Source organism: Homoserinimonas sp., assembly GCF_056262345.1.
Genome location: NZ_JBACFR010000283.1, coordinates 1 through 5,674, shown reverse-complemented (window position 1 = coordinate 5,674; position 5,674 = coordinate 1). Strand labels below are relative to the sequence as shown.

Below are 5,674 nucleotides of genomic sequence, written 5' to 3'. Positions count from 1 at the left end.
TCTCGTTGCTGGGATTGGGCGTCAGCCTCGCGGTTTTCGCTCCGACCCTGCTGCTCCTGGTGTTCCCTCCGCACGAAGCTCGACCCCTGGCGGACATCCCCTGGCCGCTCGCCTATTGCGAACGGCTGGGGCAGATCGGCTGCATCGTTGCGCCCGCGCTCACAGGCGCACACCATGGCACGGGGCCTGCGATCGTCGTGCTAGTCCTCGCGATCGGTGCCTACTACGCACTGTGGATTCGCTATCTACTCCGGGGCCAGAAATGGTCCCTCCTCTATAGACCCGTTGGGGGCGTGCGGGTGCCTCTGGCGGTGGCCCCCGTCGTGTACTTCTTCGCGGCCGCAGCGTGGCTCTCCAGCTGGTGGATCGCCGCCGCAGCGACGATATTGGCATTCGGCCACATCCCGGCCTCGCTACTCATCGCTCACGCGGTTCCCCAGGAGGGGCGATCGTCCTAGGCCTGCAGGGTGGCCCGGTTATCAAAGCTTTCGGCGAGGCGACGGTAGGCACCACGAAAGAACACCAGCGGCTCGCGAGCAGCGTGCTCCATGGGGCTCATCTCGACGACGCGAGCGACAACGATGATGTGGTCGCCCGCCACGAGTTCGTCTTCGAGTTCGCAATCAACCCACATGACGGTGTCATCGATCACGGGGTTGCCCCCCATGGTCGACTTCCACTGGATGCCGGCCCACTTGTCACCCAAACTGCGCCCGAACTGCGCGGAGACGTGCTGCTGGGATTCCGACAGTACGTTGACACAGAATCGTCCGGCTGTGCGGAGCTTGGGATATGTGGTCGACGTTTCCATCACCGAGAACGACACGAGGGGCGGATCAATCGACTGGCTGAAGAACGACTGGCATGTCATGCCAACAGGCTCTCCATCGTGCATTCCAGAAACGATCGTGATTCCCGAAGCAAAGTGACCCAGGGTTGCCCGAAAGTCGAGGGGAGAAAACTCGCCGCGAGCGGCCAAGGGGTGGAGCGTCTTTTCCATGACAATTCCAATGCTCAGAGGGGCTATGTCACTAGCCTGCACGCACTCCCCGCGGGCAGACAAGCGCCCGGGGTTACGTTCTGGCGAAGGCTCAGTTACCCACCGATTGCGCCAGTGTCGAGCCGGCGAACACAGCGATGCTGGGCCAGTTCGCCGCCATCGTGCCTGACCCAAACGCGCCTCACGCGACGGCCGGGCGGCGCGCAAAGCCCCGCGTTGCCGCGGCCCCGACGAGGGCGACGAGGGCAACCGCGAGCAGCGAACCGGCAAGATCCCATTGAGCGGCGAATGCACCGAGCGCTATGGGGCTGAGGGTCGCGCCGATCGCCTTGGCGATCGACTCCGCAGCGGCCGCGCTCGAACGGATGGCCGGATACCACGACACCATCACGGCGGGGCTGAGCGGCATGAGCATCCCCGTGAGGATTCCCAGCACGATCAGTGCGGCGATCTCCGCAATAAGAAAACCCGATCCGACGGCCGCAGCGTACGCGATGCAGGCGAGCGGCAGAAGCCAATAGATGCGGCCCAGTAGCTCCGTCGCCGTGTACCGCGCCAAGCTCAGCTGATTAACACTGCTGCCAAGGAACACCCCGACCGGAATCAGTATCGCCAGCCCGATGCGCTGCGTGATCGCCGGGTCGGTCTCATTCAGGAGCAGGCTTACGCCGTAGTGGCCGCTCTGGATAATCCAGCCCACACCGGCAGCCGCGACCAGCAGGCACAGGGTCGATGGGCTACGAGAGGTGAGGCCGACCTCGCGCATGAGCATCCGCAGCCGCACCGCGAAATGCGGAACCCGCTCATCGGATGCCGCGCGCCCCGGCCCGCTCGGCATTCGGTTGACCAGCGCTGGCGTGAGGCAGAGCACCCCGATGCCGTACGCCGCCACGACGCAGAAATAGAGGGATGGCGCACCGATACCTGCGGCGGTGGCGCCGAGAGCGAGCCCCGTCGCTGCACCAAGACTGTTGAATGTTTGAAGGTTGGAGAACGCCCGGTCGCGCCTCTTAGGGTCGGCGTTATGTGCGTCGGCGACGATGATCGAGGCACACAGCAGCAGAACGCTGGTTGTGACCCCCGTAAGAATTCGACCCGTCAACAGAACGGCCACGTTGGGCACAACGATGAGGGTCAGAGACACAACGACGTTGACGGCGACAGCCCACGGCAAGACTTTGCGGGCGGGGATTAGGTCGAAGAGAGGCCCGAATATGAGAGTGGCCAGGGCGGATGCGGCGTTGTAGATGCCAATCGAGATTCCGACGGTCGTGAGGTCTGCGCCGAGCTGGTGGCCGAGCGCGACAGAAACCGGAATGTACCCGAGCTGCGACAGCGGGGTGAGCAGCACGAGCATGCCGGGCAACGGGCCAAGCGGGTGCCTTCCCCGGGTGGAGCGGCTCACAGACACTCGCCGGCGTCTGCCTGCACCCGCTCCGGTTCGAGTCCGATGCGAACAACATCCGTGCGCTGTCGGCCCGAATAAGTGAGCACAACATCACCCGACGGCACCCGCACGGTCGTCTCGATCAGCAGAAGAGGGTCACGAAGGCCGACATCGAGAACCTCTGCAGCAGACGCATCCGCCGCTATCGCCGAGATCGTGCGCTGCGCCCTGAGGCCCGAGTATCCAAAGCGGCCCTCAAGTACGTCGAAGATGTCGCCCTGAGCATCCGCCGGTTCAAAGCGATCTTCGCCCCGAAGCGGCACGTGGTACGTGCGCAACGAGCCGGGTTTGCCGTTGTAGTTGAACACCCGCTCGAAGATTGCGAGACGCTCGACATCCGGCGCGAACTCCGCGCGCATGGGCTCGGGAATGGTTGCCGACACCCGCCAGCCGATCAGCCGCTCCCACCGAAGAGTGCCGGCGTCGCGCACCTGGAGCGAATCGACGAGGTGGTCGGTGCGCCACCGCGACGGGTCGCTCATGACATACGTTCCGACTCCGACCGTGCGGTCGATAAGACGCTCATCGGCCAACATCTGCAGCGCGATGCGGGCAGCGTTGCGCGTGCAATGAAACTGTCTCGCTATCTGTTCATCGGAGGGCAGCCGCTCGTCCTTGTCCAGCGAGGCGACCACAAACTCGGCGAGAAGATCGCGCAGGCGGCGAGCCTCGTCCTGCCTGCGGTGCTGGCCGAGGTCCAGGATGCGGGCGCCCGCAAGGTCGCGGGCGACTCGAGTCGGGGGCGACACCGCCGGGTCGTTTTTCGGCGGGGCTACTGCCCGCCCGCGTTCGCCCACCGCCGTCACTCGAACTTCGGAACGCCGAGCGTGTCGCGCAGGGTCGACCCCTCGTATGCGGTTCGAAAGCGGCCACGCCGCTGAAGCTCGGGGATGAGGAGGCCGACTACGTCGATAAGGTCGCGGGGGGTCACCTGCGGATGGGCGATCATGAAGCCGCCCCGGCTGCCCGATGCCTCATAAGACTCCTCAAGGTAGTCGGCAACCTGCTCGGCGCTGCCTGCAACGGTGTGGTCGTAGCCCGTCGCGGTGCGCCAAGCGCTATCGATCAGTTCGTCCTTGGTCATCTCGTGGTCGGCGCCATGGTCGGCGATCAGATCGCGGAAGGTAACGGGGCTTGCGTTCTTGGCGATCACCTCCTCCGTGAGTTCGGCGAGGGTGAATCTGTCGGGCAGCTTCGCAAAGTCGAGGCCCGAGTTGTGCGACATCTGGGCCGCGGCAGCCTCGCGCGGCAGGAGGCCCTGCAACTGGTTTTTACGGGCCTGGGCCTCCTCTGCCGTCTGGCCGACGATGATCTGCAGATCCCACAGGATTCCGACCTTCTCAGGGTCGCGGCCCGAATCCACGAGAGCGGCATCGAGCGCCTTTCGATGCTCGGCGCGATGCTCATTCTTGAAGGCTCCGCCGAAAATGACGTCCGCGAACCGAGACGACGCCTGGATGCCTCGGGGAGAGCCGCCCGCCTGGATAAGCACCGGTGCCTGCTGAGGGCTCGGAACGGAGTTGAGTGGCCCCTTCACCGTGAAGAACTCGCCGATGTGATCGATCGGCGCCACCTTCGACGCGTCGGCGACCTGGCCGGTCTCACGATCCCACAGGTAAGCATCCGCCCCGACACTGCGCCAGAGAGCCGTGCACACTTCGACGAATTCCTCCATGCGGCGATAGCGGGCGTCATGATCCATGAGCTCGTCAAAACCGAAGTTAGCCGCATCTGCCCCTCTGCTCGACGTGACGATGTTGAATGCCATGCGGCCGCCCGTGATGTGGTCGAGAGAGTTGAGGAGACGCGCCACGTAGAACGGAGGCAGGAACGTCGACGAGTAGGTAAGACCGAAACCGATGTGGCTCGTCTCCTGCGCGAGTGCCGCAATGTAGGGGCTCATATCTTGCCGCGGCGCCCCGATGCCCCAGCGCACGGCCGCATCGATCGAGTCGCCGTACGTCGACGGGATGCCCGTGCCATCCCCGAAAAAGATCATGTCCATGCAGCCGCGCTCGGCGGCGAACGCGAGCTCCTTGTACATGCGGAGGTCGGGAAAGTTGTAGCCCGCCCACGAACCTGGCAGGCGCCAACGCCCCTGATGGTGCGAGAACGAAAGGTCAAGCGCGAGGCTCATCTGGTAGGTCATTGATGCTCTTTCTCAGTGCGTTCAGGCGGCGGCGACGGCAGGCATATCGATGTGGTCGAGGAGCGGCATGACTTCGGTTCCGAAGCGTTCGATGCCATCGATGAAGTCGTCGAACGTGAGCATGATGCCCGCGGTCCCGCTCACGGCCGCCAACCGGTTGAGGTGATTGGCGATCGTCTGAGGCGAGCCGACGACCGGGGCGCCACCGCCATAAAACGGGTTGCTCTTTGCCTCGGCGACCTTCTGCGCGATCGATGCGCTTGATCCGTCGGTGGACGTGTCATTCGAGTACTCGCGATACATGCCCTCGAGCGCCCCCGCATCCGCTCCCTTTGCGTAGTGCTCCACCTTGCGAGCCGCGTCGGCGTCGGTGTCGCCGATGATGAGCATCGACGAGGCAAACGACTGGGGGTTACGCCCCGTCACCGCCGACGCCTCCATGAGCGACGCATGAGACGCCTCTACCTGCTCGGGTGTCGCACCGGCGCCGAAGTGGAAGTCGGCATACTCGGCGATGAAGCGCCGGCCTCTCGGCGACGCCCCCGCCGAGATGATGTCGATCGAGTTCGTCGGCTTGGGCAGCACCTCGCAGTCCTCGACGGTGAAGTGCTCGCCCGCGAAGTTAACTCGTCCCTCTGCCCACGACTCTCGCAAGATGTGCGTGAACTCGCTGAGGTAGTCGTAGCGGTAGCCGTAGTAATCGTCACCAGGCCATGCGCCCATCTGGGCGTATTCGCTGCGGTTCCAGCCGGCGATCAGGTTGAGGCCGAACCGACCGTTCGAGACGTCGTCGACCATCGCCGCCATCTTGGCCGCGACGACCGGATGGTAGGTGAGGGGCGAGATCGTCGCATAGAGCTTGATGCTCTCCGTGACGGGCGCGAGCGCCGCCATGAGGGTGAACGGGTCGATTGTGTAGTCCCAATGCTGCGTTGTTCCGCCGAAACCGCGGTACTTGAGCATCGCGAGGGCGAAGCCGAAGTTGTACTTCTCGGCCCGCTGCACGATTTCGCGGTTGAGATCGTAGCTCGGCATGTACTGGGGCGATGTCTCCGACAGGATCCAGCCGTTGTTGCCG

Annotated in this window: 6 protein-coding genes; 1 reads left to right on the top strand and 5 read right to left on the bottom strand. The window is 64.4% G+C overall.

The window, feature by feature from the left end:
* Nucleotides 1–458: hypothetical protein (locus tag AC062T_RS13015; RefSeq protein WP_476030684.1), on the top strand; the 458-nt coding region annotated here is incomplete at its 5' end.
* Here the strand turns inward: AC062T_RS13015 and AC062T_RS13010 are convergent.
* The 5 genes from AC062T_RS13010 to AC062T_RS12990 form a co-directional block, all read right to left on the bottom strand.
* On the bottom strand, nt 455–1,000 hold the full coding sequence (locus tag AC062T_RS13010) for a flavin reductase family protein (protein WP_476030682.1): 546 nt from the start codon (nt 998–1,000) through the stop codon (nt 455–457). The two genes, AC062T_RS13015 and AC062T_RS13010, sit on opposite strands and share 4 nt — an antisense overlap.
* 181 nt (nt 1,001–1,181) lie before the next feature.
* Entirely contained in the window at nt 1,182–2,405 is a 1,224-nt protein-coding gene (locus AC062T_RS13005) for an MFS transporter (RefSeq protein WP_476030680.1), read from the bottom strand.
* Entirely contained in the window at nt 2,402–3,196 is a 795-nt protein-coding gene (locus AC062T_RS13000) for a UTRA domain-containing protein (protein WP_476030678.1), read from the bottom strand. Before AC062T_RS13000 ends, AC062T_RS13005 begins: the two co-directional genes overlap by 4 nt.
* Before the next feature lie 53 nt (nt 3,197–3,249).
* Complete coding sequence (locus AC062T_RS12995) at nt 3,250–4,596, bottom strand: NtaA/DmoA family FMN-dependent monooxygenase (RefSeq protein WP_476030676.1); 1,347 nt, start codon at nt 4,594–4,596, stop codon at nt 3,250–3,252.
* 21 nt (nt 4,597–4,617) lie between these two features.
* Nucleotides 4,618–5,674 (bottom strand): LLM class flavin-dependent oxidoreductase (locus tag AC062T_RS12990; RefSeq protein ID WP_476030674.1); only part of this gene is annotated, 1,057 nt, incomplete at its 5' end.